This window comes from Comamonas endophytica (assembly GCF_023634805.2).
Taxonomy (GTDB): domain Bacteria; phylum Pseudomonadota; class Gammaproteobacteria; order Burkholderiales; family Burkholderiaceae_C; genus Comamonas; species Comamonas endophytica.
Genome location: NZ_CP106881.1, coordinates 637,084 through 663,653, shown reverse-complemented (window position 1 = coordinate 663,653; position 26,570 = coordinate 637,084). Strand labels below are relative to the sequence as shown.

The following is a 26,570-nucleotide window of genomic DNA, read 5'->3' as shown; positions in this document are numbered from 1 at the left end:
GCGACCTGTCGCGATAAGGAAGCGGGGCTCTGGTAGCCCCCTTTTTTTACCTTGTAACGAATCGAACTGAAACCGGAGAAATAAGATGGCTGTTATTACCGCAAAACTGGTGGCTGAACTGCGCGCGAAGACCGACGCACCGATGATGGAGTGCAAGAAGGCCCTGACCGAGGCCGACGGCGATCTGGCCAAGGCCGAAGAGCTGCTGCGCGTCAAGCTCGGCACCAAGGCCGGCAAGGCCGCTTCGCGCATCACCGCCGAAGGCGTGGTGGCTGCCTTCATCGAGGGCAATGTCGGCGCGATGATCGAAGTCAACAGCGAAACCGACTTCGTCTCCAAGAACGACAGCTTCCTGGCCATGGCCGACGCCGCCGCCAAGCTGATCGCCAAGCACAACCCCGCCGACATCGAAGCCCTGGGCGCGCTGCCCTACGAGCAAGACACCTTCGGCCCCACGCTGGAAGACGTGCGCAAGGGCCTGATCGGCAAGATCGGCGAGAACATGTCGTTCCGCCGCTTCAAGTACTTCAGCGGCAGCAACCTGGCCTCCTACCTGCACGGCTCGCGCATCGGCGTGGTCGTCGAGTTCGAAGGCGATGCCACCGCCGCCAAGGACGTCGCCATGCACGTGGCCGCCATGAAGCCCGTGGCCCTGAGCAGCGCCGAAGTGCCCGCCGACCTGATCGAGAAGGAGCGCACCGTGGCAACCGCCAAGGCCGCCGAATCGGGCAAGCCCGCCGACATCGTCGCCAAGATGGTCGAAGGCTCGGTGCAGAAGTACCTCAAGGAAGTCTCGCTGAACAACCAGGTCTTCGTGAAGGCCGCCGACGGCAAGCAGACCGTCGAGCAGATGCTCAAGGCCGCCAACACCACCGTCAAGGGCTTCACCCTGTACGTGGTCGGCGAAGGCATCGAGAAGAAGGTGGACGACTTCGCCGCCGAAGTGGCTGCCCAGGTGGCCGCTGCCAAGGCTGGCGCCTAAAGTCAGTCCGCTGACTGTTTCCTTTCCCTGATCTTTTTTTACCGTACGGAGTAGTTTTCATGACCCACGCAGCACCAGCCCACAAGCGCATCTTGCTCAAGTTGTCTGGTGAGGCGCTGATGGGCGACGACTCCTTCGGCATCAACCGCGGCACCATCGAGCGCATGGTGGAGGAAATCGCCACCGTCACCCGCGTGGGTGTGCAGGTGGCCGTGGTGATCGGGGGCGGAAACATCTTCCGTGGCGTGGCCGGTGGCTCCGTGGGCATGGACCGTGCGACGGCCGACTACATGGGCATGCTGGCCACCGTCATGAATGCGCTGGCCCTGGCCGACGCCATGGACAAGCAGGGCCTGACGGCGCGCGTGATGTCGGCCATCGCCATCGAGCAGGTGGTCGAACCCTACGTGCGCCCCAAGGCGCTGCAGTACCTCGAAGAGGGCAAGGTCGTGGTGTTCGCGGCCGGTACGGGCAACCCGTTTTTCACCACCGATACCGCGGCTGCGCTGCGCGGCGCGGAGATCGGTGCCGAAGTCGTGCTCAAGGCGACCAAGGTCGATGGCGTCTATACGGCCGATCCGTTCAAGGACCCCGAAGCCACGCGGTACACCCAGCTGAGCTTCGACGAGGCCATCTCGCGCAACCTGGGCATCATGGATGCCACCGCTTTTGCGCTGTGCCGCGACCAGAAGCTGCCGGTGCGGGTGTTTTCCATCGTCAAGCACGGAGCGCTGCTGCGCGTGGTGATGGGTGAAGACGAAGGTACCTTGGTGTACGCTTGAGCACCATGCACCGCGCAGGTGCATTGCCGATTCCAAGGAATAGACATGACGATTGCTGACATCAAGAAAACCGCCGAAGCCAAGATGGACCAGTCCATCACGGCATTCAAGAACAACCTGGGCAAGATCCGCACCGGCCGCGCCAGTGCCGGCATGCTCGACAGCATCCAGGTCGAGTACTACGGCTCGATGGTGCCGCTGACGCAGGTGGCCAACGTGTCGCTGCTCGATTCGCGCACGCTGAGCGTGCAGCCCTGGGAGAAGAACATGGGCGCCAAGTGCGAGAAGGCCATCCGCGAGAGCGACCTGGGCCTGAACCCCTCGTCGCTCGGAGACCTGATCCGCGTGCCCGTGCCGCCGATGAGCGAGGAGCGCCGCAAGGAAATGACCAAGCTGGCGCGCAATGAAGCCGAAGGCGCGAAGATCGCCATCCGCAACCTGCGCCGCGATGCCAACGATTCGGTCAAGAAGCTGGTCAAGGACAAGCTGGCTTCCGAAGACGACCAGAAGCGCGCCGAAGCCGACGTGCAGAAGGTGACCGACCGCCATATCGTCGCGATCGACCAGCTCGTGGCGGCCAAGGAACAAGAGATCATGGCGGTCTGACGGGTGCCACCTCGATAGGTCACACCTTGTACACCGACATTTGCGTGCCCCGGCACGTGGCCATCGTCATGGATGGCAACGGGCGCTGGGCCAAGCGCCGCTTCATGCCCCGGCTCACGGGCCACTCGCAGGGCGTGAAGGCGCTGCGCCGCTGCGTCAAGGCCTGCCTCGAGCGCGGTGTCGCGGTGCTGACGGTGTTTGCGTTCTCCTCGGAAAACTGGCAGCGGCCGGAAGACGAAGTCACGGGCCTGATGGGCCTGCTCACCAGCGCGCTCGGCCGCGAGGTGTCCGAGCTCGGGCGCGAAGGCGTGCAGCTGCACTTCGTCGGCGAGCGCCGCGGCCTGAGCGAGCGCATGTGCGCGGGCCTGGAGGCCGCAGAGCAGGAAACCGCGCACAACAGCCGGCTGGTGCTCAACATCTGTTTCAATTACGGCGGGCGCTGGGACATCGCCCAGGCCGCGGCCCGCCTGGCCGCGCAGGGCGAGCCCATCACCGAGGCCAGCCTGAACGCGGCCATGGCGCTGGCGCATGTGCCCGACCCGGACCTGCTGATCCGCACTGGCGGCGAAATGCGCATCAGCAACTTTTTGCTGTGGCAGTTGGCATACTCGGAAATGTTCTTCAGCCCCGTCCTGTGGCCCGACTTCGACGAAGCGGCGCTGGACGAGGCCTTTGCTGCCTATGGCGCGCGCGAGCGGCGCTTCGGCAAAACCTCCGCACAAATACAACAGTCGGCCCCTCCCGCGAAGATGCCGGTCTGAGAAAGGGAACCGCGATGCTCAAGCAGCGTGTCATCACCGCCCTGGTCCTGCTGGCGATCCTCCTTCCCGCATTGTTCTATCCGGGGCCGCTGCCTTTCGCGCTGGTCGTGCTGGCGCTGATGACCGCCGGTGCCTGGGAGTGGGGCCGCATGCAGGGCCTGGCACAGGGCGCATCGATCGCGCTGGCCGGCGCCTGCCTGCTGCTGTGCGGCCTGAGCTGGTCGCTGGGCTGGCTGGAGCGGCCGCTCGGCGCGCTGTGGGTCGTGGGTGGCGGCCTCTGGGTGCTGGCGAGCGCGGCGCTGCTGCGCGCCGGCGTGGGCGCCTGGGCGCGCGTGCCGCTGGCGCTGCGCCTGGCCGGCGGGGTGCTGGCGCTGTGGCTGGCCTGGCTGGCGGTCGCGCAGGCGCACCGCATGGGCGTCAACTTCCTGCTTTCGGTGCTGGCGCTGGTCTGGGCCGCCGACATCTTCGCCTATGCCGCCGGCCGCACTTTCGGCCTGAAGTTCACGCGCAACAAGCTGGCGCCCTCGATCAGCCCTGGCAAGAGCTGGGAGGGCGCCTGGGGCGGCATGGCCGGCGTGCTGGTGCTGGCCGCGGTGTGGGTGTTTGCCGACCGCCATTCCGGCGCCGTTTCGCCGAGCTTCTACACGCTCTTGCTGCGCCAGGGCGTCTGGTTCCTGGTGCTGGCCGTCGTGTTCATGGGAACCATGAGCGTGGTCGGTGATCTCATCGAGTCGCTGGTCAAGCGCAGCGCGGGCGTCAAGGACAGCAGCGCGCTGCTGCCGGGCCATGGCGGCGTGCTCGACCGCATCGACGCGCTGCTGCCGACGCTGCCGCTGGCCATGATGCTTTCCTCTTTCGTACTCGCATGAAACAACGTCTCACCATCCTCGGCTCCACGGGCTCCATCGGCACCAGCACGCTGGACGTGGTGGCGCGCCACCTCGACAGCTACGAGGTGTTCGCGCTCAGCGCCGCGACCCAGGTCGAGCCGATGCTGGCGCAATGCGCGCAGTTCCAGCCGCGCTATGCCGTCATGGCCAGCGCCGCCCATGCGCGCGAACTCGCCGACAGGCTCAAGGCCAACGGCCTGACCACCGAAGTGCTGCAGTCCTGCGATGCGCTCGAGCAGATCGCCGCGCATGAAGAGGTCGATGTGGTCATGGCCGCCATCGTCGGCGCCGCGGGCCTGGCCCCGTGCCTGGCGGCGGCCCGGGCCGGCAAGCGCCTGCTGCTGGCCAACAAGGAGGCGCTGGTGGTGGGCGGCGCGCTGTTCATGGACACCGTCAAGCGCCATGGCGCGACGCTGCTGCCCATCGACAGCGAGCATTCGGCCATCTTCCAGTGCCTGCCCGAGGACCGCGCCAGCTGGCCGCGGCGCGTCGACAGCATCCTGCTGACCGCATCGGGCGGGCCGTTTCGCGCGCGCGATCCGGCCAGCCTCTCGCAGATCACGCCCGAGCAGGCCTGCGCGCACCCGAATTTCTCCATGGGGCGCAAGATTTCCGTCGACTCGGCGACGATGATGAACAAGGCGCTGGAGGTCATCGAGGCGCGCTGGCTGTTCGACCTGGCGCCCGAACGCATCAAGGTGGTGATCCATCCGCAGCAGATCGTGCACTCGATGGTGCAGTTCAACGACGCCTCGATATTGGCCCAGCTCGGCACGCCGGACATGCGCGTGCCCATCGCCTGCGGCCTGGCCTGGCCCGAGCGCATCGAGAGCGGCGCGCAGCGCCTGGACTTCTCCCAGTTGGCTTCGCTGACCTTCGAGGATGCGGATGCGCGGCGCTTTCCGGGCCTGCACCTGTCGTGGCAGGCGCTGCGCGCCGCCGAGGGCACGACCACGGTGCTGAACGCGGCCAACGAGATGGCGGTCGATGCCTTCCTGCAGCGGCGCCTGAGCTTCGACCGCATCCATGCGGTCAATCTCGAGACGCTGGAGAACATGCAGCTGGCGCAGGTGCCGGGTTCGCTCGAGGACCTGCTGGCCGTCGATGCCCGGGCGCGCGACTGCGCGCGCGCCGCGGTGCAGCGCTGGGCGCTGGCCTGAGCCGCCGCCTGCGGCCATCCTTTCTTCGATACGGGCCTGAGCGATGTTGATGACTGTCCTTGCCTTCGTCATTGCACTGGGCGTGCTGATCGCAGTGCATGAATACGGCCACTACCGCGTGGCGGTGGCCTGCGGCGTCAAGGTGCTGCGCTTTTCGGTCGGCTTCGGCAAGCCGCTGCTGCGCTGGCGCCCCAAGGGATCCTCGACCGAGTTCGTGCTGGCGGCCTTTCCGCTGGGCGGCTATGTGCGCATGCTCGACGAGCGCGAGGGGGCGGTAGCCCCCGAGGAGCGCCACCTGGCCTTCAACAACCAGCCGCTTCGCGCGCGCGCGGCCATCGTCGCGGCCGGCCCGGCGGCCAACCTGCTGCTCGCGGTGCTGCTGTATGCCGGCGTGAACTGGGTGGGCATCGAAGAACCCAAGCCCTTTCTCGCCAGCCCTGGCGCGGGCTCGCTGGCACAGGCCGCGGGGCTGCAGGGCGGCGAGCGGGTGCAGGCCGTGGCGCGCGGCGAGGGCCCCATGGAGCCCGTGCGCTCCTTCGACGAAGTGCGCTGGGCGCTGGCGCGCGCCGCGCTCGAAGGCCAGGACGCGCGCCTGGAACTGGTGCGGCCCCAGGCAGGCGCCGCCGCCGGTGCAGCCACGGTGCTGCAGCTGCCGCTGGGCAGCCTGGAGACGCGCGAGGCCGACGAGCGGCTGTTCGAGCGCATCGGCGTCGTGGCGCCCTGGACACCGGCCGTGATGGGCGAACTTCTGGCCGATGGCGCCGCGCGGCGCGCAGGCCTGCGTGAAGGCGACCGGGTACTGTCGGTGGGGCCGGTGGCCGTGCGCGACGGCCAGCAGCTGCGCAGCCTGATCCGCGCGTCGGTGCGCGGCAGCGAGGGCCTGGCGCAGGACTGGCGCATCGAGCGCGGCGGCCAGACGCTGCAGCTGTCCGTGCGCCCGGATGCGGTGCAGCAGGACGACCAGTGGGTCGGCCGCATCGGCGCGTTCGTCGGCGCCGCACCCGAGATGACGCTGGTGCGCCGCGGCTTCCTCGAGGGCCTGCAAAACGGCGCGCAGCGCACCTGGGACCTGTCGGTGCTGACGCTGCGCATGATGGGCCGCATGGTCATCGGCGAGGCGTCGATCAAGAACATCAGCGGCCCGCTGACGATTGCCGACTATGCCGGCAAGTCTGCCAGCATGGGAATCACGCAATACCTGGCGTTCCTGGCGCTGATCAGCGTCAGCCTGGGCGTGCTCAACCTGCTGCCACTGCCGGTTCTGGATGGCGGGCACCTGATGTATTATCTTTGGGAAGGCGTCACGGGCCGGCCGGTGTCCGAGGCTTGGATGGAAAGATTGCAGCGTCTCGGCGTGGCTTTGCTGCTGCTGATGATGGGCATCGCCTTTTTCAACGATATCAACAGGCTCTTGGGCTAAGGGCCCCAACTATACTTGCCGAATTTGCCCAGCAAGTCGGCGGCACTTCACTCATGAAAAAACACATCAATCGCTTAGGCGCGCGTACCGCTTCGGCCTTGACCGCCATGGTTCTCGCGGCCAACGCCGCCTGGGCGCTGGAGCCCTTCAAGGTGCAGGACATCCGCGTCGAAGGCCTGCAGCGGGTGGAAGCCGGCACCATCTTCGCATCCATCCCGCTGCGCGTGGGCGATGACTACAACGACGAGAAGGGCTCGGCCGCGATCCGCGCGCTGTTCGCGCTGGGCCTGTTCAAGGACGTGCGGCTGGAGGCCAACGGCAACGTGCTGACGGTGGTCGTGGAGGAGCGCCCCACCATTGCCGACGTCAACTTCGCCGGCACCAAGGAATTCGACAAGGACACGCTGAAGAAGGCCATGCGCGACGTGGGCCTGGCCGAGGGCCGGCCCTTCGACAACGCGCTGGCCGACCGCGCCGAGCAGGAGCTCAAGCGCCAGTACATCAACCGCAGCCTGTATGGCGCGGAAGTCGTGACCACGGTGACGCCCATCGAGCGCAACCGCGTCAACCTCACCTTCACCGTGACCGAAGGCGAGCCGGCGAAGATCAACGAGATCCACATCGTGGGCAACAAGGCCTTCAGCGAATCCACGCTCAAGGGCCTGTTCGACCAGGACACGGGCGGCTGGCTCAGCTGGTACACCAAGTCCGACCGTTACGCGCGCTCCAAGCTCAATGCCGACCTCGAGACGCTGCGTTCGTACTATCTGCAGCGCGGCTACCTCGAATTCCGCATCGATTCGACCCAGGTGGCGATCTCTCCGGACAAGCAGACCATTTCGCTGACGGTGAACATCCACGAGGGCGAGCGCTATGTGGTGTCCGACGTCAAGCTCGAGGGCAACTACCTCGAGCGCGACGACGAATTCAAGTCGATGGTCAAGATCAAGCCGGGCGAGCCCTACAACGCCGACCAAGTGGCCGAAACGACCAAGGCCTTTTCCGACCACTTCGGCAACTTCGGCTTCGCGTTCGCGCGCGTCGAGGCAGTGCCCGAGATCGACCGCGAGAACAACCGTGTATCGATCGTGGTCAAGGCCGAGCCCTCGCGCCGCGCCTATGTGCGCCGCATCCAGGTCAGCGGCAACAACCGCACGCGCGACGAAGTGATCCGCCGCGAGTTCCGCCAGTTCGAGGCCTCGTGGTACGACGGCGACAAGATCAAGCTCTCGCGCGATCGCGTCGACCGTCTGGGCTTCTTCACCGAAGTCAACATCGAGACGCAGGAAGTCCCTGGCTCGCCCGACCAGGTCGACCTGGTGGTGTCGGTGGTGGAAAAGCCCACCGGTTCGCTGCAGCTGGGCGCCGGCTTCTCGAGCGCCGAGAAGGTGTCGCTGTCTTTTGGTATCAAACAGGAAAACGTGTTTGGCTCCGGTAACTATCTGGGCGTGGATGTGAACACCAGCAAGTACCGCCGCACGGTGGTGCTGAGCACCACCGATCCCTACTTCACCAAGGACGGCATCTCGCGCACCCTGGACCTGTACTACCGCACCGACAAGCCCTATGAAGACCAGGGCGGCAACTACGAACTCGTCACGGCCGGCACCGGCGTGCGATTCGGCGTGCCCTTCAGCGAGCTCGACACGGTGTTCTTCGGCGCCGGCGTGGAGCAGACCCGCATCAAGCCGGGCACGAACATCCCCGCCGCCTACCTGGCCTATGGCGATGCCTATGGCTACAGCAGCACGGCCGTGCCTCTGACCATCGGCTGGTCGCGCGACAGCCGCGACAGCGCGCTGGCGCCCAACGCCGGCCGCTACCAGCGCCTCAATACCGATTGGTCGGTGGCGGGCGATGCACGCTATGTGCGCGCCAACTACCAGATCCAGCAGTACGTGCCGCTGAACAAGAAATTCACGCTGGCCTTCAACGGCGAGCTCGGCTGGGGCAAGGGCCTGGGCGGCCGTCCTTTCCCGGTCTTCAAGAACTTCTACTCGGGCGGCCTGGGCTCGGTGCGCGGTTTCGACCAGGGCACGCTGGGCCCGCGCGACGTCATCGGCTCCTCGCTGGGCGGGCCGAAGAAGGTCACGCTGAACGCCGAATTCATGGCGCCGCTGCCGGGCGCGGGCAACGACCGGACGCTGCGCGTGTTCTCCTTCGTGGACGTGGGCAATGTGTTCGGCGACCGCGAATCGGTGGATTTCTCGCTGATGCGCGCTTCGGCTGGCATCGGCTTGAGCTGGATATCCCCACTGGGGCCATTGCGCTTGGCGTATGCTCATCCGGTGCGAAAATTCGCCGGGGATAAAATCCAGAAACTTCAATTCCAAATCGGAACGTCCTTCTAATGAAATCTCTCTCTCGCCAAATCTCTGCGGCCGTGCTGATGAGCACCATGGCTCTGGCTGCGCATGCGCAAGAATTCAAGGCCGGGTTTGTCAATACGGACCGGATCTTCCGCGAAGCAAGCACGGCCAAGGCCGCCCAGGCCAAGCTGGAAACAGAATTCGCCAAGCGCGAAAAGGACCTGGTCGACGCCGGCAATGCGCTGAAGGCGGCTTCGGACAAGTTCGAGCGCGAAGCGCCCACGCTGCCGGAATCGCAGCGCACCACGCGCCAGCGCCAGCTGGTGGACCAGGACCGCGAATTCCAGCGCAAGCGCCGCGAATTCCAGGAAGACCTGAACTCGCGCAAGAACGAGGAACTCTCCGCCGTGCTCGAGCGCGCCAACCGTGTCGTCAAGAGCGTGGCCGAGGCCGAGAAATACGACGTGATCCTGCAGGAAGCGGTCTACATCAATCCCAAGCACGACATCACCGACAAGGTGATCAAGGCGCTCAACGGCGCCAAGTAAATTGCAGCTGAAGACGTACGGACAGTGAGCTTGTTACTCGGGCAAATTGTGGGTGCGCTGGGAGGAACGCTGGAGCTGGCGGATGGCGATACGGAGATCCTCCGCATCGCTCCGCTGGACTCCGCAGGCCCTGGAGACTTGAGTTTCCTGAGCAATCCGCGCTACCAGCAGCAACTGGCCGCCTCCAAGGCGGCCTGTGTCATTGTGGCGCCCGCGATGCGGGAGGCCGCCATGCAGCGCGGCGCCTGCATCGTGGCCGACAACCCCTATGTTTATTTCGCGCGCGCCACGCAGCTGTGGAAGCAGCGGCATGCGCGGGAGGTGCCGCGCGGCGTGCATCCCAGCGCGGTGGTCGACCCCGAAGCCGTGGTCGATCCGACGGCCTGGGTGGGCCCGCTGTGCGTGGTCGAACGCGGCGCGCGCATCGGCGCGGGCACGGTGCTCAAATCGCGCGTCACGGTGGGCGAGAACTGCAGCGTCGGGGCGCGCTGCATCCTGCATGCGGGCGTGGTGCTGGGCTCCGACGGCTTCGGCTTCGCGCCCGAGCGCGGGGCCTGGGTGAAGATCGAGCAGCTGGGCGCGGTGCGCATCGGCGACGACGTGGAAATCGGCGCCAACACCTGCATCGACCGCGGCGCCCTGGACGATACGGTGATCGAGCGCGGCGTGAAGCTGGATAATCTCGTGCAGATCGGGCACAACGTCCATGTCGGGGAGCATGTCGCCATGGCGGGCTGCGTGGGGGTCGCGGGCAGCGCGCGCATCGGTGCGCACTGCACCGTGGGCGGTGGCGCCATCGTGCTCGGGCACCTGCAATTGGCCGAAAATGTGCATGTCTCGGCGGCGACGGTGGTGACGCGTTCTTTGAACAAGCCCGGCGTCTATACAGGAGTGTTTCCTGTCGATGAAAACAACAAATGGGAAAAAAACGCTGCCACTTTGAAGCAGTTGCACAGCTTGCGCGAGCGCATCAAGGCGCTCGAGCAGCAGCAGCCGCAGGACAGCAAGATCGGAACGCAATGATGGATATCCACGCAATTCTCAAGCAACTGCCCCACCGCTACCCCTTTTTGCTGGTGGACAGGGTCCTGGAGCTCGAGAGCAACCAACGCATCAAGGCCGTCAAGAACGTCACGTTCAACGAGCCGTATTTCCAGGGGCATTTCCCGGGCCGCCCGGTGATGCCGGGCGTGCTGATGCTCGAAGCGCTGGCACAGGCCGCAGGGCTGCTGGCGTTCGACGCCATGGGCCAGGTGCCGGACGAGAACAACATCTACTACTTCGTGGGCATCGACGCCGCGCGCTTCAAGCGTCCGGTCGAGCCCGGCGACCAGTTGATGCTGGAGATCACCATTGACCGCGTGCGCGGCGGCATCTGGAAGTTCAAGGGCGTGGCGCGCGTGGGCGACGAGGTGGCCTGCGAAGCCGACCTGATGTGCACCATGCGTGCCGTGGGCTGAGGGTGCCAGTGAGCCGCATCCACTCCACCGCGCTGGTCGACCCGGCGGCCGAACTCGATGCATCGGTTGCCGTGGGACCCTATGCCGTGATCGGGCCGCATGTGCGCATCGGCGCCGGCACCACCGTGGGCGCGCACTGCGTCATCGAGGGCCACACGACGATCGGGCAGGACAACCAGATCTTCCAGTTCGCCTCGCTGGGCGCGCAGCCGCAGGACAAGAAGTACGCCGATGAGCCGACCCGGCTGGTGATCGGCGACCGCAACACCATCCGCGAGTTCTGCACCTTCAATACCGGCACCATCCAGGATGAGGGGCTGACGCGGATCGGCAACGACAACTGGATCATGGCCTATGTGCACATCGCGCATGACTGCATCGTGGGCAACCACACGGTGCTGGCCAACAACGCCACGCTGGCTGGCCACGTCACCGTGGGCGACCATGCGATCCTGGGCGGGCTGACCGGCGTGCACCAGTTCACGCAGATCGGCGCGCATGTGATGGCCGGCTTCGCCAGCCACATCTCGCAAGACGTGCCGCCGTTCATGCTGGTGGACGGCAATCCGCTGGCGGTGCGCGGCTTCAACCTCGAGGGGTTGCGCCGGCGCGGCTTCTCGCCCGAGCGCCTGGCCGCCGTCAAGCAGATGCACCGGCTGCTGTACCGCCAGGGGCTCACGCTCGAGGCGGCGCGCCAGGCCATTGCCTCCCTGGTAGCGCAATACCCCGAAGCCTCCAGCGACATCGAAGCCCTGAGCGCCTTCATTGCCGGCTCCAGGCGCGGCATCGCGCGCTGAGGTGCCGCCCGCCATGACTGCACCGCGCGTCGCGATGGTGGCCGGCGAGACCTCCGGCGACCTGTTGGCCGGACTGATCCTCGACGGTCTCAAGGCCCAGTGGCCGGGGCTGCAGAGCATGGGCATCGGTGGCGCGCAGATGCGGGCACGCGGCTTCGACGCCTGGTGGGACAGCCAGCGTCTGGCGGTGCACGGCTACAACCTCGAAGTCTTCCAGCGCCTGGCCGAGCTGCTGCGCACCCGGCGCCAGCTGCGCGAGCGGCTGCTGGCCGCGCCGCCCAGCGTGTTCGTCGGCGTCGATGCGCCCGACTTCAATCTGGGGCTGGAAGCCGATCTGCGCGCGCGCGGCATCAAGACCGTGCATTTCGTCTGCCCCTCGATATGGGCCTGGCGTGCCAACCGGGTGGAGAAGATCCGCCGCGCGGCCGACCATGTGCTGTGCATATTCCCCTTCGAGCCGGCGCTGCTGGCGTCCCACGGCATTGCCGCGACCTATGTGGGCCACCCGCTGGCCAGCGTCATTCCGCTCGTGCCCGACCGCCAGGCGGCGCGCCGGCGGCTGGGGCTGTCGCCGCAGGCGCTGGTGCTGGCCGTGCTGCCCGGCAGTCGCAACTCCGAAATCCGCCATATCGCGCCCGCGTTCTTCGCGGCCGCGGCGCTGGTGCGCCAGGCCTTTCCCGCCGTGGAGATCGTGGTGCCCGCTGTGCCCTCGCTGATCGACGAGGTGCGCTCGGCCGCCCGGGCCGCCGGGCTCGAGAGCCAGGTGCGCATCCTGGCCGGCCAGTCGCACGACGCGCTGGCCGCCTGCGACTGCACGCTGATCGCCAGCGGCACGGCCACGCTGGAAGCGGCGCTGTTCAAGCGGCCGATGGTGATCGGCTACCGCATGCAGTCGCTGAGCTGGCGCCTGATGCGCCGCAAGCAGCTGCAGCCCTGGGTCGGCCTGCCCAATATCCTGTGCGGCGCATTCGTCGTGCCGGAGCTGCTGCAGGACGCGGCCACGCCAGAGGCCCTGGCGGCCGAGGTACTGCGCTGGCTGCGCGCGCGCGAGAATTCCCCTTCAACCATCGAGGCGCTCGAGCAGCGCTTCACGGCGCTGCACCACGAGCTGCAGCGCGATACCGCCCGATTGGCTGCCGATGCTATCCAGAAAGTTGTCTCCTCCACCTGAACAGGCCTGCTTGCCGTGGCATCCGCCCGGCCTGGTAGCGGGGGTGGACGAGGCGGGGCGGGGCCCGCTGGCCGGCCCGGTGGTGGCGGCCGCCGTGATCCTCGACGACCTGCGCCCGATCGCGGGCCTGGCCGACTCAAAGAAGCTCACGCCCGCGCGCCGGGAGGCGCTGTTCGACGAGATCCGCGCCAAGGCGCTGTGCTGCTCGATTGCCGAGGCCAGCGTGCAGGAGATCGACGAGCTCAACATCCTGCAGGCGACGATGCTGGCGATGCGCCGCGCGGTGATGGGGCTGCGCCTCAAACCCGTGCTGGTGCTGGTCGACGGCAACCGCATCCCGGTGCTGGACATGCAGGCCGAGGCGATCGTCAAGGGCGATGCGCTGGTGCAGGCCATCTCCGCGGCTTCGATCCTTGCCAAGGTGCACCGCGACCGCTGGTGCGAACGCCTGCACGAGCAGTACCCGGCCTATGGCTTTGCCGGCCACAAGGGCTATGGCACGCCCGCCCATCTGACGGCGCTGCAGGCGCATGGCGCCTGTCCGGAGCACCGCCGCTCGTTTTCGCCGGTTTCGCAACTGCTGGCTCCCTCCTTCGTCTGAACGGCTATGACTTCCCCTGTGACCCCCATCCATTCGCGCGACAACGCCTTCGTCAAGGAGCTGCGCCGCCTGTCCCAGGACAGCACGGCCTACCGCAAGCAGGGCCGCGTCTGGCTCGAAGGCGACCACCTGTGCCGCGCGGCACTGGCGCGCGGCCTGCGCCCCCGGATCGCGGTGTTCGCCGAGTCCTTCTGGCCGCAGGTGCCCGCCGAATGGGCCCATGCCGCCGACAAGGTGGTGGTGCTGGCCGATGCCCTGTTTGCCGATGTCAGCGGGCTGGAGTCGCCAGCGCGCATGGGTTATCTGCTGGAATGGCAGCCAGGATTCGAGCCGCAGCCGGGCCAGGCCACGGTGGTGCTCGACCGCGTGCAGGATGCCGGCAACGTCGGCTCGATCCTGCGCAGCGCCGCGGCCTTCGGCTTCACCCAGGTGGTGGCGCTCAAGGGCACGGCGGCGCTGTGGAGCCAGAAGGTGCTGCGCGCGGGCATGGGGGCGCACTTCGGTCTGCACCTGGTCGAGGGCGCCGAGGCCTCGGCGCTCGAGGCGCTGCAGGTGCCGCTGATCGTCACCAGCTCGCACCAGGGCAAGCTGATCCAGCACACCGATCTGCCCTGGCCCTGCGCCTGGGCCATGGGCCACGAGGGGCAGGGCGTGGGGCCGGCCGTCGAGGCGCTGGCGGCGCTGCAGGTGCGCATCGGGCAGCCGGGCGGGGAGGAGTCGCTGAATGTGGCGGCGGCTGCGGCGATCTGTTTGCATGCGAGTGCGTTGAGCGCAGGTGCATGAACCGTTCACCCTTCTACAAGCTCAGGGCGAACGGAGGGTGGGGCTCAGGGCGAACGGAGGGTGGGGCTCAGGACGAACGGAGAGCTTGTAAGTTGAGGATCACAAACCCCTCGTTACCTTCATAAGTCTCCCGCCCCCACGGGTAATCCCCGCCAGCCACGGCCGCGTCACGGTGCACGGCTATAATGGGCGGCTTTCAAGCATTCCACATCTACGCCTAGCGCCGCTTCGAGCCTTCCCCCGCAACACAAGCTACAGCCGGACCCACGTCCAGGCTCGCTGGGCGTAACCGTAATCAAAACCGGAGAACCCAGTGCTTTTGTCTCTCAAGGGAAACTTCCCCCCAGCCATCCTGGCGCTCGCAGACGGCACGGTCTTTATCGGCAACTCGATTGGTGCAGCCGGCACCACCGTCGGCGAAGTGGTGTTCAACACCGCCATCACCGGCTACCAGGAAATCCTCACCGACCCGAGCTATTGCCAGCAGATCGTGACGCTCACGTATCCGCACATCGGCAACTATGGCGTCAACGCCGAGGACATCGAGGCTGACAAGGTCCATGCCGCGGGGCTGATCATCAAGGATCTGCCGCTGCTGGCCAGCAACTTCCGCAAGACGCTGACCCTGTCCGAGTACCTGGTGCGCGAGAAGACCGTGGCGATTGCCAACATCGACACCCGCAAGCTCACGCGCCTGCTGCGCGACAAGGGTGCGCAGAACGGGGCGATCGTCGGCCTGGCCGAGGGCGAGAGCGTGACGCAGGAGCGCATCGACGAGGCGCTGGCCGCCGCCAAGGCCGCGCCGTCGATGAAGGGGCTGGACCTGGCGAAGGTGGTTTCCACGCCCGAGACCTATGCCTGGAACCAGACCGAGTGGGACCTGGGCGAGGGCTATGGCGAGCAAAAGGACCCACGCTTCCACGTCGTGGCCTTCGACTACGGCGTCAAGAAGAACATCCTGCGCATGCTGGCCGAGCGCGGCTGCAAGCTCACCGTGCTGCCCGCGCAGACCCCTGCCGCCGATGTCATGGCGCTGAACCCGGATGGCGTGTTCCTGGCCAACGGCCCGGGCGATCCGCAGCCCTGCGACTATGCGATCGAAGCCACGCGCGAGCTGATCGACGCCGGCGTGCCTACCTTCGGCATCTGCCTGGGCCACCAGCTGATGGCGCTGGCCTCGGGCGCCAAGACCTTCAAGATGGACAACAGCCACCATGGCGCCAACCATCCGGTCAAGGACCTCGACACCGGCCGCGTCAGCATCACCAGCCAGAACCACGGCTTCGCGGTGGAGATGGACACGCTGCCGGCCAACCTGCGCCCGACGCACGTGAGCCTGTTCGACGGCACGCTGCAGGGCCTGGAGCGCACCGACAAACCCGCCTTCTGCTTCCAGGGACATCCCGAGGCTTCGCCCGGACCGCACGATGTCGCCTACCTGTTCGACCGCTTCACGGCATTGATGGCCAAGGCCCAGGAGAATAAATAATGCCAAAGCGCACAGACCTCAAAAGCATCCTGATCATCGGCGCCGGCCCCATCGTCATCGGCCAGGCCTGCGAATTCGACTACTCCGGCGTGCAGGCCTGCAAGGCGCTGCGCGAGGAGGGCTACAAGGTCATCCTGATCAACAGCAACCCCGCGACGATCATGACCGACCCGGCCACCGCCGACGTCACCTACATCGAGCCCATCACCTGGCAGACGGTCGAGAAGATCATCGCCAAGGAGCGCCCCGATGCGATCCTGCCGACCATGGGCGGCCAGACCGCGCTGAACTGCGCGCTCGACCTGTGGCGCAACGGCGTGCTGGACAAGTACAGCGTCGAGCTGATCGGCGCCACGCCCGAAGCCATCGACAAGGCCGAAGACCGCCTGAAGTTCAAGGACGCGATGACCAAGATCGGTCTCGGTTCGGCGCGCTCGGGCATTGCCCACAGCATGGACGAGGCCTGGGCGGTGCAAAAGCAGATGGGTTTCCCCACCGTGATCCGCCCGAGCTTCACGCTCGGCGGCACGGGCGGCGGCATCGCCTACAACCCCGAGGAATTCGAGACCATCTGCAAGCGCGGCCTGGAAGCCTCGCCGACCAACGAGCTGCTGATCGAGGAATCGCTGCTCGGCTGGAAGGAGTACGAGATGGAAGTGGTGCGCGACAAGGCGGACAACTGCATCATCATCTGCTCGATCGAGAACCTGGACCCGATGGGCGTGCACACCGGCGACTCGATCACCGTCGCGCCGGCGCAGACGCTGACCGACAAGGAATACCAGATCATGCGCAACGCCTCGCTGGCGGTGCTGCGCGAGATCGGCGTGGACACCGGCGGCTCGAACGTGCAGTTCTCGGTCAACCCCAATGACGGCCGCATGATCGTCATCGAGATGAACCCGCGCGTGTCGCGTTCCTCGGCGCTGGCCTCCAAGGCCACGGGCTTCCCCATCGCCAAGGTCGCGGCCAAGCTGGCCGTGGGCTACACGCTCGACGAGCTCAAGAACGACATCACCGGCGGCGCGACCCCGGCCTCGTTCGAGCCCTCGATCGACTACGTGGTCACCAAGATCCCACGCTTCGCCTTCGAGAAGTTCCCCACGGCCGACAATCGCCTCACCACGCAGATGAAGTCGGTGGGCGAGGTCATGGCCATGGGCCGCACCTTCCAGGAATCCTTCCAGAAGGCGCTGCGCGGCCTCGAGGTCGGCGTCGACGGCATGAACGAGAAGACCCAGGACCGCGAGACGCTGGAAAAGGAACTGGGCGAGCCCGGTCCCGACCGCATCTGGTACGTGGGCGACGCGTTTGCCATGGGCCTGTCCGTGGACGAGGTGTTCAACCTCACCAAGATCGACCGCTGGTTCCTGGTGCAGATCGAGCAGATCGTGAAGATCGAGATGGAGCTCGACGAGCTCTACGCCCAGAAGGGCGAAGGCACGCTGGCCGCGCTCGACGCCGGCACGCTGCGCGCGCTCAAGCAAAAGGGCTTCTCCGACCGCCGCCTGGCCAAGCTGATGCACACGACGGAAGACGCCGTGCGCGCCGCGCGCCATGCGCTGGCCGTGCGCCCGGTCTACAAGCGCGTCGACACCTGCGCCGGCGAGTTCGCCACCGACACCGCCTACATGTACTCGACCTACGACGAGGAATGCGAAGCGGCGCCGAGCGACAAGAAGAAGATCATGGTGCTCGGCGGCGGTCCCAACCGCATCGGCCAGGGCATCGAGTTCGACTACTGCTGCGTGCATGCCGCGCTCGCCATGCGCGAGGACGGCTACGAGACCATCATGGTCAACTGCAACCCCGAGACCGTGTCCACCGACTACGACACCTCGGACCGCCTGTACTTCGAGTCGCTGACGCTGGAAGACGTGCTGGAGATCGTGGCCGTCGAGAAGCCCGAAGGCGTCATCGTGCAGTACGGCGGCCAGACGCCGCTCAAGCTGGCGCTGGGCCTGGAGAAGGCCGGCGTGCCGATCATCGGCACCTCGCCCGACATGATCGACGCCGCCGAAGACCGCGAGCGCTTCCAGAAGATGCTGCATTCGCTGGGCCTGCGCCAGCCGCCGAACGCCACCGCGCGCACCGACGCCGAAGCCCTGGAGAAGGCCGCCTCGCTGGGCTACCCGCTGGTGGTGCGCCCGAGCTATGTGCTCGGCGGCCGCGCGATGGAGATCGTGCACGAGCAGCGCGACCTCGAGCGCTACATGCGCGAGGCCGTCAAGGTCAGCAACGACTCGCCGGTGCTGCTGGACCACTTCCTGTCCAACGCCATCGAGTGCGACGTGGACTGCGTGCGCGACGTCGAGGGCAAGGTGTTCATCGGCGGCGTGATGGAGCACATCGAGCAGGCCGGCGTGCACTCGGGCGACTCCGCCTGCTCGCTGCCGCCCTACTACCTGAACAAGGACACGATCGAGGAGATCAAGCGCCAGACCGCGGCCATGGCCGAAGGCCTGAACGTGGTCGGCCTGATGAACGTGCAGTTCGCGATCCAGGAGCGCGACGGCAAGGACGTGATCTATGTGCTGGAAGTGAACCCGCGCGCCTCGCGCACGGTGCCCTTCGTCTCCAAGGCCACCGGCATCCAGCTGGCCAAGGTCGCGGCGCGCTGCATGGTCGGCCAGACGCTGGCCTCGCAGGGCATCGACAAGGAAGTCACGCCGCCGTACTTCAGCGTCAAGGAAGCCGTGTTCCCCTTCGTCAAGTTCCCCGGCGTGGACACCATCCTCGGCCCGGAAATGAAGTCGACCGGCGAGGTCATGGGCGTGGGCAAGACCTTCGGCGAGGCCTTCGTCAAGAGCCAGCTCGGCGCGGGCACGCTGCTGCCGCAGTCGGGCCGCGTGTTCCTCACCGTGAAGAACAACGACAAGGCGCGCGCCGTGAACATCGCTCGCGAGCTGGCGGCCATGGGCTTCGAGCTGGTGGCGACCAAGGGCACGGCGGCGGCCATCGCCGAGGCCGGCATCGCGGTGCAGGTGGTCAACAAGGTCACCGAGGGCCGTCCGCACATCGTCGACATGATCAAGATGGGCGACATCGCGATGGTGATCAACACCGTCGAGGAGCGCCGCAACGCGATCGCCGACTCGCGCGCCATCCGCACCAGCTCGCTGCTGGCGCGCGTGACGACCTTCACGACCATCTTCGGCGCCGAAGCCGCCGTCGAAGGCATGAAGAGCATGCACAACCTGGAGGTCTATTCCCTCCAGGAACTGCACGCGCAGCTGGCCGGGGCCTGAGCGCCGGTCCGGGTTATACCGGGTGAATGCCGCGCCAATCGCGGCATAATGGGCCCATGACCAGAAACCGCCGCGCGGCAACGTGCGGCGGTTTGCTTTTGGGCTGGCCCATTGGGCGTGCCCGTAGGGGCGGCGCATTGGCCGTCCTCGGGCACCGCAGCCCCGGACCCCGGGCATCCGCTGGTTTTTTGTGAATTGCCGCGCCAGGCGCGGAGCATGCTGAACGTGGAGAATTACCGATGGCTACCATCCCCATTACCAAGCGCGGTGCGGAAAAGCTCAAGGCCGAGCTGCACCGCCTGAAGACCGTCGAGCGTCCGAACGTGATCCAGGCGATCGCCGAGGCACGCGCCCAGGGCGACCTGAGCGAGAACGCCGAGTACGAAGCCGCCAAGGACCGCCAGGGTTTCATCGAGGGCCGCATCCTCGAGGTCGAAGGCAAGCTTTCGGCCGCGCAGATCATCGACCCTACCGCCGTCGATGCGGGCGGGCGCGTGGTGTTCGGCGCCACGGTGGAGCTCGAGGACGAGAACACCGGCGACACCGTGACCTACCAGATCGTCGGCGAGGACGAAGCCGATCTCAAGGAAGGACTGATCAACATCTCCAGCCCGATCGCGCGCGCGCTGATCGGCAAGGAAGAGGGCGACACCGCCGAGGTCCAGGCCCCGGGCGGCCTGCGCCGCTACGAAGTGGTGGCGGTGCGCTACGTCTGAGCTGCCCCATGGCGAAGTTCGCACCGCAACTGCAAGAGCGCCTGCCGGCGCTGGCCGCCGCGCTGTGGTGGGGGGGCTTGAGCGTCATCGGCTTCCTTGCCGTGCCCCTGCTGTTTGCCCACCTGCCCAGCCCGGCCATGGCCGGGCGCATGGCGGCCACGCTGTTCGCGGCCCAGACCTGGGTGTCGGTGGCCTGCACGGCGCTGCTGCTGGTGCTGGCCAAGCGCCGCCATGCCGAGGCCGAGGAGCCCTGGGCGCGCGATGTGCTGGTGTGGGTGATCGTCGGCATGCTGCTGGCGCTGCTGGTGCAGTTCGGCGTCTCGCCGCGCATCGTGGCGAAGCAGGACCTGCGCCTGTGGCACAGCGTCGGCACCGCGATGTATGCCGTGCAGTGGCTGTGCGCGCTGCGCGTGCTGTGGCGCTGCTGCGCGCCCGCGCGTTGAGAACGGCCCGTGCCGGAAAAAGAAAAAGGCGGTTCGAGACCGCCTTTTTTGTGCCGCGCCTATTCGCGCCAGTGCTCGCCCACCCAGGTGGCCGGCTTGATGAAGCGAAAGCGCCGGTTGCGCCGGCCCGCCAGTGCATCGGGCGGATTGCATTCGCCATGGAAGATCACGACACGCGCGCCCGCGGGCACGAACGGCGGTTTCCAGTAATTGGTCGGCCAGGCGGGGATGCCATGGTACTTGAAGCTCGGGCACCATTCGGCGGGCCAGTACTGCAGCTTGCCCTGGCGGTGCAGGAAGTCCGACAGGTACGCCTGCTCGTTGCGGAACTTGCTGCGGATCTCGTCGAAGTGGCTGCGGAAGTAGGCGAGCACGTCGGGGTGCGCGCCCAGCTCCCAGCGGTAGACGGAGGAATTGCCCGTGATCCGCCAAGGACGCTTGTAGTCGTGGATGATGCGGAACTCGCCCGGCAGCGTGAAGAAGTCGTCGAGCGGGCCCGTGACGACCACGTCCACGTCGAGGAACAGCGCCGTGCCGCGCAAGCCGTGCAGGTCCTCGGTGAAGGTCGCCAGCTTGGTCCAGCCGCGCTCGGGCAGGCCCGCAGGCAAGTCCAGCGAGGGGATCGGCAGGCACTGCACCTCGGGGCGAATCCCCTGGCTGTCGTCGGTCAGGCAGACAAAGCGAAAATCACCCTGCAGATGGCGCCGCACCATGGCGTAGAGCCGGTTGACGTACTCGGGGCCGTATTTGGTGCCCCACTTCATGCAGATGACGTGGCGCTCGCGCGCCGCGGGAGTCGAAATGTCGGTCATGGACAACGCAGCCGGTCTTCAGTCGCCCTGCTGGCGCTTCTTGACGGATTTCTGCTTGACCTTGGCGCGCTTGATCGTGCCGCCGGCCGTGAGGCGCTGGTTGCCCAGCACGCGCAGCTGCTTGACTTCGGGGCGCTGGCCGCCGCGGGAGCTGAACTTGAGCACCTTGACGTCGCGTGGGCCGGGCATGCGGTCCTCGTCGACGGTCTTTTCCTTCTCGGGAATCGGGCGCCACAGCACCAGCAGCTTGCCGATGTGCTGGATCGGCGCGGCGTCCAGCTCGTCGGCCAGCTGTTGGTAGATCTGGTCGCGCGCGGCGCGGTCGTCGTTGAAGACGCGGACCTTGATCAGGCCGTGCGCATTCAGGGCCGCGTGTATTTCTTTTTGCACGGCGGGCGTGAGGCCATCGCCGCCGATCATGACCACGGGGTCGAGATGGTGGGCGTTGGCGCGGTGTTCCCGGCGCTGTGCGGGAGTCAATTGAATTTGGGGCATGGCCCGTATTATCCAGTCAGGACGTAATCAGCATGAAAACCAAGACCAAAAGCAAGAAGGTCAATAAGGCATGGCTCAATGACCATGTCAACGACACCTATGTGAAACTCGCGCAGAAGGAGGGCTTTCGCGCCCGCGCGGCCTACAAGCTCAAGGAGATCGACGAGCAGCTGGGGCTGATCCGCCCTGGCGACTTCGTGGTCGACCTGGGCTCCACGCCCGGCGCCTGGAGCCAGTACGTGCGCCGCAAGCTCTCGCCCCAGGGCGCGGCCGTGGGCGAGCTCAACGGCCGCATCGTCGGCCTGGACCTGCTGCCTATGGAGCCCATCGAGGGCGTGCACTTCATCCAGGGCGACTTCCGCGAGGAAGCGGTGCTGGCCGAGCTCGAGGCGGTGCTGGAGGGCAGGAAGGTCGACGTGGTGGTTTCCGACATGGCGCCCAACCTGTCGGGCATCGACTCGATCGACGCGGCGCGCATCTCGCTGCTGATCGAGCTGGCGGTGGATTTCACCAGGCAGCACATGAAGCCCGAGGGCGCGCTGGTGGTGAAGCTGTTCCACGGCAGCGGCTATACGCAGCTGGTGGACCTGTTCAAGCAGACCTTCAAGGTGGTCAAGCCGATCAAGCCCAAGGCCTCGCGCGACAAGTCCTCCGAAACCTTTCTGGTCGGAATGGGCCTGAAATGAAAGTGCCGGACAAGGCGGCCGCGCAACGAAAGGCCATGCCCCCGGGGGCGAGATGAAGGGATTTATGGGCCCCCAGGCTTGAAGCACCTAAAATGCTCCCCAAATGGGTCATGAAGATTTCGTGATCCTTTCCCTGCATTCCATCTGGAGCCCCGCTTGAACAATCAGTGGTTTTCAAAAATTGCCGTGTGGCTGGTCATCGCCATGGTGCTGTTTACGGTGTTCAAACAATTCGACAACCGTACCAGCGCTGCGTCCGGCTACATCGGCTATTCCGAATTTCTGGACGAAGTTCGCAACAACCGCATCAAGAGCGTGATCCTTCCGGACGGGCAGGGCGGCTCCGAGATCACGGCGGTCACGACCGATGGCCGCAAGCTGCGCACGACGGGCACCTACATGGACCGTGGCCTGGTCGACGACCTGCTCAAATACAACGTCGTTTTCGACAACAAGCCGCGCGAGGAAGGCTCGGTGCTGATGTCCCTGCTCGTGAGCTGGGGCCCGATGCTGCTGCTGATCGGCGTGTGGGTGTATTTCATGCGCCAGATGCAGGGTGGCGGCAAGGGTGGCGCGTTCAGCTTCGGCAAGAGCAAGGCGCGCATGCTCGACGAGAACAACAATACCGTCACCTTTGCCGATGTCGCGGGCTGCGACGAAGCCAAGGAAGAGGTCAAGGAAGTCGTCGACTTCCTCAAGGACCCGAGCAAGTTCCAGAAGCTCGGCGGCCGCATTCCGCGCGGCCTGCTGCTGGTCGGCCCTCCGGGTACCGGCAAGACGCTGCTGGCCAAGTCGATTGCCGGCGAAGCCAAGGTGCCTTTCTTCAGCATCTCCGGTTCGGACTTCGTCGAGATGTTCGTCGGCGTGGGCGCGGCACGCGTGCGCGACATGTTCGAGAACGCCAAGAAGAACGCTCCGTGCATCATCTTCATCGATGAAATCGATGCGGTGGGCCGCCAGCGCGGCGCCGGTGTCGGCGGTGGCAATGACGAGCGCGAGCAGACTCTCAACCAGATGCTGGTCGAGATGGACGGCTTCGAGACCAACATGGGCGTGATCGTCGTGGCTGCCACGAACCGCCCCGACATTCTCGACGCCGCGCTGCTGCGCCCCGGCCGCTTCGACCGCCAGGTCTACGTGACGCTGCCCGACATCCGCGGCCGCGAGCAGATCCTCAACGTGCACATGCGCAAGGTGCCCGTGAGCCAGGACGTGAACGCCGCCGTCATTGCCCGCGGCACGCCCGGCATGTCGGGCGCCGACCTGGCCAACCTGTGCAACGAGGCCGCGCTGATGGCCGCGCGCCGCAACGCGCGTACCGTCGAGATGCAGGACTTCGAGAAGGCCAAGGACAAGATCATCATGGGCCCCGAGCGCAAGTCGATGGTCATGCCCGAGGAAGAGCGCCGCAACACCGCCTATCACGAGGCCGGCCATGCGCTGATCGGCAAGCTGCTGCCCAAGTGCGATCCGGTGCACAAGGTCACGATCATCCCGCGCGGCCGCGCGCTGGGCGTGACCATGAGCCTGCCCGAGAAGGACCGCTACTCCTATGACAAGGAGTTCATGCTGAACCAGATCGCGATGCTGTTCGGCGGGCGCATCGCCGAGGAAGTGTTCATGCACCAGATGACCACGGGTGCCAGCAACGACTTCGAGCGCGCCACGCAGATCGCGCGCGACATGGTCACGCGCTACGGCATGACCGAGGCGCTGGGCCCGATGGTCTATGCGGAAAACGAGGGCGAGGTGTTCCTGGGACGCTCGGTGACCAAGACCAACAACGTCAGCGAGCAGACCATGCAGAAGGTCGATGAAGAGGTGCGCCGCATCATCGACGAGCAGTACAGCCTGGCACGCAAGCTGATCGAGGACAACAGCGACAAGATGCATGCCATGGCCAAGGCGATGCTCGAATGGGAAACCATCGATTCCGAGCAGCTCGACGACATCATGGCCGGCCGCGCGCCGCGCCCGCCCAAGGACTGGACACCGCGCACGCCTTCCTCGGGCGGCGACGACACCAGCGGCGGCACCCCTGCGGTGAAGCCGGCGCCAGGTGCCGATGCCGCGCCGACCGCCGCCTGACCGGCGTACGGGCAAACTGACAGCGGGGCCTGCGGGCCCCGTTTTCTATGGTTCCTTTGATTCGAGAGGCATGAACATGCAGCAATGGCAGACCAGCCGCTTCCTGCTGGACCTGGAGCGTCCGCTGGTGATGGGCATCGTCAACATCACGCCGGATTCCTTTTCCGATGGCGGCCGGCATGGCGGCGTGTCCGGGGCGCTGGCGCACTGCGAGCGGCTGATCCGGGAGGGGGCGCATATCCTCGACATCGGCGGAGAATCGACACGCCCTGGCAGTCCGGCCGTGGGCCTCGAGGAGGAACTGGCGCGCGTGCTGCCGCTGGTGCGCGAAGCGGTGAAGCTGGGCGTGCCGGTTTCGGTCGACACCTACAAGACCGAGGTCATGCAGGCGGTGCTGGAGCTGGGCGCGGACATCATCAACGACATCTGGGCGCTGCGCCAGCCGGGCGCCGCGCAGGTGGTGGCCAGCCATGCGCAATGCGGGGTCTGCCTGATGCACATGCACAGCGTGCCGCAAAGCATGCACCGCGAGCACATGCAGGGCGACGTCGTGCCGCAGGTGCGCGCGTTCCTCCAGGCAGCCGCCGAGGGCCTGCAGGCGCTGGGCGTGGCGCGCGAGCGCATCGTGCTGGATGCGGGCACGGGCTTCGGCAAGACCGTGGCGCAGAATTTCACGCTGCTGGCGCGCGGGGCCGAGCTGGCGGCGCTGGGCTATCCGCTGCTCGCGGGCTGGTCGCGCAAGGGCTCGCTGGGCGAGGTCACGGGCCTGCCGGTGGACCAGCGCCTGGTGCCCAGCGTGGCCGCGGCGCTGCTGTCGGTCGAGCATGGCGCGCGCATCGTGCGCGTGCATGACGTGCGCGAGACGGTGGCGGCGCTGCAGGTGTGGCAGGCCATGCGCGACAATGGCGCTCTTGCCGGCTGAGTTTCCGGCTTCAGATTGACTCTTTCTCAAGGCTGGCTATGGCTCGTGAATATTTCGGCACCGATGGCATCCGGGGCACCGTCGGGCATGCGCCCATCACCCCGGATTTCGTGCTGCGGCTTGCGCATGCCGTGGGACGCGTGCTGCGCCGCAGCGAGCGGCGTCCCACGGTGCTGATCGGCAAGGACACGCGCATTTCGGGCTACATGCTGGAAAGCGCGCTCGAATCGGGCTTCAATTCCGCAGGCGTCGATGTCGTGCTGCTCGGCCCGCTGCCCACGCCTGGCGTGGCCTACCTGACCCGTGCGCAGCGCGCGAGCCTGGGCGTGGTGATCAGCGCCAGCCACAATCCCTATCCCGACAACGGCATCAAGTTCTTCAACGCCCAGGGCAGCAAGCTGCCCGACAGCTGGGAGGAGGAGGTCGAGCGCGCCTTGACCGAGGCGCCGGTCTGGGCCGATTCCGCCGCCCTGGGCAAGACCCGCAGGCTCGACGACGCCGCCGGTCGCTACATCGAATTCTGCAAGAGCACCTTCGCACACGACCTCACGCTCAAAGGTCTGAAGATCGTGGTCGATGCGGCGCATGGCGCGGCCTACCAGATCGCCCCGAAGGTGTTCCATGAGCTGGGCGCCGAGGTGGTGGCCATGGGTTGCGCGCCCAATGGCCTGAACATCAACGACGAGGTGGGCGCGACGCACCCGCAGGCCATGGTGCGCGCCGTGCAGGCGCATGGGGCGGATTACGGCATCGCGCTCGACGGCGACGCCGACCGGCTGCAGATGGTCGATGCCGCGGGCCGGCTCTACAACGGCGACGAACTGCTGTACCTGCTGGCCGCCGACCGGCTGGCGCGCGGCGAAGCCGTGCCGGGCGTGGTCGGCACGCTGATGACCAATCTCGCGGTGGAGTCGGCGCTCAAGGCGCAGGGCGTGGGCTTCGTGCGCGCCAAGGTCGGCGACCGCTATGTGCTGGAAGAGCTGGCGCGCCATGGCTGGCTGCTGGGGGGCGAGGGCTCGGGCCACCTGCTGGCGCTGGACCGCCACACCACGGGCGACGGCCTGGTCAGCGCGCTGCAGGTGCTGCAGGCCTGCGTGCGCGGCGGCAGGACGCTTGCGCAGTGGCTCGAAGCCGTGCCGCTGTATCCCCAGGAACTGATCAACGTGCGGCTGGCGCCGGGGCAGGACTGGAAGGGCAGCGCGCGGCTTGAGCAGGCCCTGCAGTCCGTGCAGGCCGAGCTCGGCGACAGCGGCCGGGTGCTGATACGCCCCAGCGGCACCGAACCCCTGCTGCGCGTCATGGTTGAAGCACGCGATGCCCAGCAGGCAAGCCGCTGCGCGCGGCAGCTTGCCGAGGCGGTCCAGGCGGGGTGAGGCGCGTTTCCTGAAGATTCGGTGCCTG

Annotated in this window: 25 protein-coding genes; 23 read left to right on the top strand and 2 right to left on the bottom strand. The window is 66.7% G+C overall.

Going from position 1 to position 26,570, the window contains the following annotated elements:
• Positions 1 to 85 precede the first annotated feature (85 nt).
• The 19 genes from tsf to M9799_RS02760 all read left to right on the top strand — a co-directional run bounded on the left by tsf (position 86) and on the right by M9799_RS02760 (position 20,166).
• A complete protein-coding gene (gene tsf, locus M9799_RS02850; RefSeq protein ID WP_231044280.1) occupies positions 86 to 982 on the top strand; it encodes a translation elongation factor Ts in 897 nt (298 codons plus the stop codon).
• Between the two features lie 59 nt (positions 983 to 1,041).
• A complete protein-coding gene (gene pyrH / locus M9799_RS02845) occupies positions 1,042 to 1,764 on the top strand; it encodes a UMP kinase (RefSeq protein WP_231044281.1) in 723 nt (240 codons plus the stop codon).
• 45 nt (positions 1,765 to 1,809) lie between these two features.
• Entirely contained in the window at positions 1,810 to 2,370 is a 561-nt protein-coding gene (gene frr / locus M9799_RS02840) for a ribosome recycling factor (protein ID WP_231044282.1), read from the top strand.
• Positions 2,371 to 2,438: 68 nt separating this feature from the next.
• A complete protein-coding gene (uppS, locus tag M9799_RS02835; protein WP_231044477.1) occupies positions 2,439 to 3,131 on the top strand; it encodes a polyprenyl diphosphate synthase in 693 nt (230 codons plus the stop codon).
• A gap of 14 nt (positions 3,132 to 3,145) precedes the next feature.
• On the top strand, positions 3,146 to 4,000 hold the full coding sequence (locus M9799_RS02830) for a phosphatidate cytidylyltransferase (RefSeq protein ID WP_231044283.1): 855 nt from the start codon (positions 3,146 to 3,148) through the stop codon (positions 3,998 to 4,000).
• Entirely contained in the window at positions 3,997 to 5,181 is a 1,185-nt protein-coding gene (gene ispC / locus M9799_RS02825) for a 1-deoxy-D-xylulose-5-phosphate reductoisomerase (RefSeq protein ID WP_231044284.1), read from the top strand. The genes M9799_RS02830 and ispC overlap by 4 nt, the downstream gene beginning before the upstream one ends.
• A 43-nt stretch (positions 5,182 to 5,224) precedes the next feature.
• On the top strand, positions 5,225 to 6,601 hold the full coding sequence (rseP, locus tag M9799_RS02820) for an RIP metalloprotease RseP (RefSeq protein ID WP_231044285.1): 1,377 nt from the start codon (positions 5,225 to 5,227) through the stop codon (positions 6,599 to 6,601).
• 53 nt (positions 6,602 to 6,654) lie between these two features.
• A complete protein-coding gene (gene bamA / locus M9799_RS02815) occupies positions 6,655 to 8,952 on the top strand; it encodes an outer membrane protein assembly factor BamA (protein ID WP_231044286.1) in 2,298 nt (765 codons plus the stop codon).
• Positions 8,952 to 9,458 (top strand): OmpH/Skp family outer membrane protein, encoded by a 507-nt coding sequence (locus M9799_RS02810; protein WP_231044287.1) that lies wholly within the window; start codon positions 8,952 to 8,954, stop codon positions 9,456 to 9,458. Before bamA ends, M9799_RS02810 begins: the two co-directional genes overlap by 1 nt.
• Before the next feature lie 24 nt (positions 9,459 to 9,482).
• Positions 9,483 to 10,481, top strand: a complete 999-nt coding sequence (gene lpxD, locus M9799_RS02805) for a UDP-3-O-(3-hydroxymyristoyl)glucosamine N-acyltransferase (protein ID WP_231044288.1) — start codon at positions 9,483 to 9,485, stop codon at positions 10,479 to 10,481.
• On the top strand, positions 10,478 to 10,918 hold the full coding sequence (gene fabZ / locus M9799_RS02800) for a 3-hydroxyacyl-ACP dehydratase FabZ (RefSeq protein ID WP_231044289.1): 441 nt from the start codon (positions 10,478 to 10,480) through the stop codon (positions 10,916 to 10,918). The genes lpxD and fabZ overlap by 4 nt, the downstream gene beginning before the upstream one ends.
• Before the next feature lie 8 nt (positions 10,919 to 10,926).
• Positions 10,927 to 11,715, top strand: a complete 789-nt coding sequence (lpxA, locus tag M9799_RS02795; RefSeq protein ID WP_231044290.1) for an acyl-ACP--UDP-N-acetylglucosamine O-acyltransferase — start codon at positions 10,927 to 10,929, stop codon at positions 11,713 to 11,715.
• A gap of 13 nt (positions 11,716 to 11,728) precedes the next feature.
• On the top strand, positions 11,729 to 12,886 hold the full coding sequence (gene lpxB, locus M9799_RS02790; RefSeq protein ID WP_231044291.1) for a lipid-A-disaccharide synthase: 1,158 nt from the start codon (positions 11,729 to 11,731) through the stop codon (positions 12,884 to 12,886).
• Entirely contained in the window at positions 12,855 to 13,487 is a 633-nt protein-coding gene (gene rnhB, locus M9799_RS02785; RefSeq protein ID WP_231044292.1) for a ribonuclease HII, read from the top strand. The genes lpxB and rnhB overlap by 32 nt, the downstream gene beginning before the upstream one ends.
• Positions 13,488 to 13,493: 6 nt before the next feature.
• A complete protein-coding gene (locus M9799_RS02780) occupies positions 13,494 to 14,270 on the top strand; it encodes a TrmH family RNA methyltransferase (RefSeq protein WP_231044293.1) in 777 nt (258 codons plus the stop codon).
• 313 nt (positions 14,271 to 14,583) lie between these two features.
• Positions 14,584 to 15,759 carry a glutamine-hydrolyzing carbamoyl-phosphate synthase small subunit gene (gene carA / locus M9799_RS02775; protein ID WP_231044294.1) on the top strand — a complete coding sequence of 392 codons (1,176 nt, stop codon included), beginning with the start codon at positions 14,584 to 14,586 and terminating at the stop codon, positions 15,757 to 15,759.
• Positions 15,759 to 19,007, top strand: a complete 3,249-nt coding sequence (carB, locus tag M9799_RS02770) for a carbamoyl-phosphate synthase large subunit (protein WP_231044295.1) — start codon at positions 15,759 to 15,761, stop codon at positions 19,005 to 19,007. Before carA ends, carB begins: the two co-directional genes overlap by 1 nt.
• Positions 19,008 to 19,246: 239 nt before the next feature.
• The gene (gene greA / locus M9799_RS02765) at positions 19,247 to 19,723 is read left to right on the top strand and encodes a transcription elongation factor GreA (RefSeq protein WP_231044296.1); all 477 of its coding nucleotides are present in this window, start codon (positions 19,247 to 19,249) and stop codon (positions 19,721 to 19,723) included.
• A gap of 8 nt (positions 19,724 to 19,731) precedes the next feature.
• The gene (locus M9799_RS02760) at positions 19,732 to 20,166 is read left to right on the top strand and encodes a DUF4149 domain-containing protein (protein ID WP_422689314.1); all 435 of its coding nucleotides are present in this window, start codon (positions 19,732 to 19,734) and stop codon (positions 20,164 to 20,166) included.
• Between the two features lie 59 nt (positions 20,167 to 20,225).
• On the opposite strand, the gene M9799_RS02755 is transcribed toward M9799_RS02760, so the two are convergent.
• Both M9799_RS02755 and M9799_RS02750 read right to left on the bottom strand, forming a co-directional pair.
• Complete coding sequence (locus M9799_RS02755; RefSeq protein WP_231044297.1) at positions 20,226 to 20,978, bottom strand: glycosyltransferase; 753 nt, start codon at positions 20,976 to 20,978, stop codon at positions 20,226 to 20,228.
• An 18-nt stretch (positions 20,979 to 20,996) separates the two neighbouring features.
• Positions 20,997 to 21,473 carry a YhbY family RNA-binding protein gene (locus M9799_RS02750; RefSeq protein ID WP_184275855.1) on the bottom strand — a complete coding sequence of 159 codons (477 nt, stop codon included), beginning with the start codon at positions 21,471 to 21,473 and terminating at the stop codon, positions 20,997 to 20,999.
• 32 nt (positions 21,474 to 21,505) lie between these two features.
• Between M9799_RS02750 and M9799_RS02745 the strand changes: the two genes are divergently transcribed.
• From M9799_RS02745 to glmM, 4 genes are all read left to right on the top strand, one after another.
• On the top strand, positions 21,506 to 22,159 hold the full coding sequence (locus tag M9799_RS02745; RefSeq protein WP_231044298.1) for an RlmE family RNA methyltransferase: 654 nt from the start codon (positions 21,506 to 21,508) through the stop codon (positions 22,157 to 22,159).
• Positions 22,160 to 22,315: 156 nt separating this feature from the next.
• A complete protein-coding gene (ftsH, locus tag M9799_RS02740) occupies positions 22,316 to 24,247 on the top strand; it encodes an ATP-dependent zinc metalloprotease FtsH (protein ID WP_231044299.1) in 1,932 nt (643 codons plus the stop codon).
• Between the two features lie 70 nt (positions 24,248 to 24,317).
• Positions 24,318 to 25,169, top strand: coding sequence for a dihydropteroate synthase (folP, locus tag M9799_RS02735; protein ID WP_231044300.1), 852 nt, complete (start codon positions 24,318 to 24,320; stop codon positions 25,167 to 25,169).
• 38 nt (positions 25,170 to 25,207) lie between these two features.
• Complete coding sequence (gene glmM, locus M9799_RS02730; protein ID WP_231044301.1) at positions 25,208 to 26,542, top strand: phosphoglucosamine mutase; 1,335 nt, start codon at positions 25,208 to 25,210, stop codon at positions 26,540 to 26,542.
• The last annotated feature ends 28 nt before the right edge of the window (positions 26,543 to 26,570 follow it).